The sequence below is a fragment of the Pseudomonas sp. LF020 genome, assembly GCF_053456425.1.
Genome location: NZ_JBRFIX010000025.1, coordinates 1 through 3,382 on the forward strand (window position 1 = coordinate 1; position 3,382 = coordinate 3,382).

The window sequence follows — 3,382 nt, forward strand, 5'->3', positions numbered from 1 at the left end:
AGTGAAACGATGCATCGCCGATGGTAGTGTGGGGTTTCCCCATGTGAGAGTAGGTCATCGTCAAGATTAAATTCCGAAACCCCAATTGCGAAAGCAGTTGGGGTTTTGTTTTGCCCGCAGGAAAGTGGTTTGCTTGATTTCTATGCAATCGCCCGGCTCATGGCTATTATTCGGGCCTCATTGTGAGGCGAGACCTGCATGCTGACGTTGTTGAATCTTTTAAAGGATGGTCGATTCCATTCTGGTCAGGCTCTAGGGGCTGCCCTGGGCATCAGTCGAAGTGCTGTATGGAAGCAGCTTCAGAATCTTGAGGCTGAGCTCGGGTTATCCATTAACAAGGTCCGGGGCCGAGGCTATCAACTAGCGGCTCCCCTGACATTGCTCGATCCGCTCAGCATAGGTGCTTTGACCCCGGTGTGGCCCATGACTGTCTTTGACTCCATTGACTCCACCAATGCAGAGGCGTTGCGCGCGATCAATCAAGGTCGCACGGCGCCGTTCCTGGTGTTGGCAGAGAGACAGATTTCCGGTCGGGGACGAAGGGGGCGTAAGTGGGTAAGTCCCTTTGCTGAAAATCTCTATTACAGCCTGGTCTTGCGTATTGAGGGCGGCATGCGCCAGCTCGAGGGATTGAGTCTGGTTGTTGGTTTGGCGGTTATGCATTCCCTGCGAAAGCTGGGTGTGTCAGGCGCAGGATTGAAGTGGCCTAACGATGTGTTGGTCGGAAACAAGAAAGTCGCGGGCATCCTCCTGGAGCTTGTCGGGGATCCTGCAGATGTTTGCCATGTAGTGCTAGGTATAGGCATTAATGTGAACATGCAGATTGCTGATGAGGTGGACCAGCAATGGACGTCGATTCGACTGGAAACGGGCAAAAGCAGTGATCGCAATATCTTGGCGGCTGAGTTGAGCGAGCAGTTGAGTCACTATATTCAGCGCCATCAGCTTGATGGTTTTTCGGAGCTCCAGGAGGAGTGGGAAAAATACCATGTGTGGCAGGGGCGTCCGGTTTCGTTGATTGCGGGCGTTAGTCATATAGAGGGCGTGGTGCTCGGCATCGATAGTCAGGGTGCGCTGCGTTTGAAGGTGGATGGCGTGGAAAAAGTATTTAACGGTGGTGAGCTCAGCCTGAGGTTGCGTGATGATTCTTGAGCTCGACTGTGGGAATAGCTTTATCAAGTGGCGTGTATTGAATACAGCTGCTGGCGGTCTGTTCGCGGAAGGTGTTGTCGACTCGGATCAAGCTCTGGTGGATAGCTTGTGCGCATTTGACAGCCTGTCGTTGCGTAAATGTCGGTTGGTCAGCGTAAGGACCGGTGAAGAAACTGCCGCGCTCACCCGAATTCTCGAGCAGACGTTCGGGGTTTCAGTCGTGTGCGCCAAGTCGGCCAGTGAAATGTCTGGTGTCAGGAATGGCTATGACGACTATGAACGCTTGGGGCTGGATCGCTGGTTGGCGATGCTTGGTGGCTTTCATTTGGCTGCTGGCGCCTGTCTGATTCTGGATTTCGGCACCGCGGTGACGGCCGACTTTATTAATGCCGAAGGTGAGCACCTGGGGGGATTCATTTGTCCAGGGATGCCCTTGATGCGTAACCAATTACGTACACATACCCGGAAAATCCGTTATGGGGACTTGGCTGCCGAAAAAGCGCTGACGAGCCATGCTCCGGGGCGCAGTACCGTAGAGGCGGTGGAGCGTGGGTGCTCTTTAATGTTGAGAGGCTTCGTCCTGACCCAGATGGAAATGGCTCGGTCCTATTGGGGGGAGCGCTTTACTGTCTTTATTACCGGTGGCGATGCTGGGTTGGTGGCGGACGTCGTGCCTGATGCTCGGATCGTCCCCGACCTGGTATTTGTAGGGTTGGCGATGGCGTGTCCTTTAACTTGAGGTTTGTATGCGTTGGTTGTTCCTGCTGCTCGTTGTTCTCAATGTGTTCTATTACGTCTGGCATCAGCAGGAAGCGCCCTTGCGTGCAAAGGATGTCACGCCACTCAGCATGTACCGTGGGTCCCAGCAAGATATTCGCTTATTGAGTGAGGCAGCTGGTAACTCTGGGGCGGGGCAGGGCATGCGCCGTGCCGGACAGGAGTGTCTGTTCTTGGGTGGTTTGACTCAAGAAAGCAGCATTTCCGCGCTGCAGGTGCGTCTAGCTACCATGAATGTGAAGGTTCAGGTTTCGCAAAAGGATTTTCCCGAGTCTGGTTACTGGTTGCGTATTGCGCCCGAAAACCAGCGTTTATTGGGGGATGTGCAGTTGCAAAACCTTTCCAAGGAATTCAATGAGTTAAAACATAAAATAATGCTGTGTGAGGGGGTTGCACCGCTGGAATAGTTTGCATAGAATGGCGCCCGCTCCACAGCGAACACCTAAACAGGTTGTCAAAGCGGGGCGGTGTCAACGCAGCTAACCTCAGGTTTTTAATGAGAAAATGCTTGACAGAAGGTCGGCATAGTATAGAATGCCGGCTCGCTTAGGAGGGGTTCCCGAGCGGCCAAAGGGATCAGACTGTAAATCTGACGTCTACGACTTCGAAGGTTCGAATCCTTCCCCCTCCACCATTTTTAGCGTGAGCTGCAAGCTCCGCGGGTATAGTTTAGTGGTAGAACCTCAGCCTTCCAAGCTGATGATGCGGGTTCGATTCCCGCTACCCGCTCCAAGTTTGCAGGTTGTGCAAAGTGTTACGCTCTTGTAGCTCAGTTGGTAGAGCACACCCTTGGTAAGGGTGAGGTCAGCGGTTCAAATCCGCTCAAGAGCTCCATATGACAAGGCAGATATGAAAATATCTGCCTTTGTTTTAATGGTAGATATCGTTCGTCTAATTCTTCTGTTGAGGGTGTTATCGATGGCTAAGGAAAAATTTGATCGTTCCCTGCCCCACGTCAACGTAGGGACCATTGGTCACGTTGACCACGGTAAAACCACTCTGACCGCTGCTCTGACTCGCGTCTGCTCCGAAGTTTTCGGTTCGGCCGTAGTTGAATTCGACAAGATCGACAGCGCTCCAGAAGAAAAAGCTCGCGGTATCACCATCAACACCGCACACGTTGAGTACAACTCGCTGATCCGTCACTACGCTCACGTTGACTGCCCAGGTCACGCTGACTATGTGAAGAACATGATCACCGGTGCTGCTCAAATGGACGGCGCTATTCTGGTTTGCTCGGCCGCTGATGGTCCGATGCCACAAACCCGTGAGCACATCCTGTTGTCCCGTCAGGTAGGCGTTCCGTACATCGTGGTTTTCCTGAATAAGGCTGACCTGGTAGACGACGCTGAGCTGCTGGAACTGGTTGAGATGGAAGTTCGCGACCTGCTGTCCACCTACGACTTCCCGGGCGATGACACTCCAATCATCATCGGTTCGGCTCGTATGGCGC

General features: G+C 53.1%; 4 protein-coding genes and 3 tRNA genes. All 7 read left to right on the forward strand.

Annotation, left to right across the window (positions count from 1 at the left end):
* Positions 1-198 precede the first annotated feature (198 nt).
* Positions 199-1,152 carry a bifunctional biotin--[acetyl-CoA-carboxylase] ligase/biotin operon repressor BirA gene (birA, locus tag ACU680_RS27315; RefSeq protein ID WP_448181070.1) on the forward strand — a complete coding sequence of 318 codons (954 nt, stop codon included), beginning with the start codon at positions 199-201 and terminating at the stop codon, positions 1,150-1,152.
* Positions 1,142-1,891 (forward strand): pantothenate kinase, encoded by a 750-nt coding sequence (locus ACU680_RS27320; RefSeq protein WP_367085916.1) that lies wholly within the window; start codon positions 1,142-1,144, stop codon positions 1,889-1,891. Before birA ends, ACU680_RS27320 begins: the two co-directional genes overlap by 11 nt.
* Before the next feature lie 7 nt (positions 1,892-1,898).
* Positions 1,899-2,336 carry a hypothetical protein gene (locus ACU680_RS27325; protein ID WP_367085915.1) on the forward strand — a complete coding sequence of 146 codons (438 nt, stop codon included), beginning with the start codon at positions 1,899-1,901 and terminating at the stop codon, positions 2,334-2,336.
* A 142-nt stretch (positions 2,337-2,478) separates the two neighbouring features.
* A tRNA-Tyr gene (locus ACU680_RS27330) sits at positions 2,479-2,563 on the forward strand.
* Between the two features lie 24 nt (positions 2,564-2,587).
* A tRNA-Gly gene (locus tag ACU680_RS27335) sits at positions 2,588-2,661 on the forward strand.
* A 26-nt stretch (positions 2,662-2,687) separates the two neighbouring features.
* A tRNA-Thr gene (locus tag ACU680_RS27340) sits at positions 2,688-2,763 on the forward strand.
* Between the two features lie 84 nt (positions 2,764-2,847).
* Positions 2,848-3,382 (forward strand): GTP-binding protein (locus tag ACU680_RS27345; protein ID WP_448181071.1); only part of this gene is annotated, 535 nt, incomplete at its 3' end.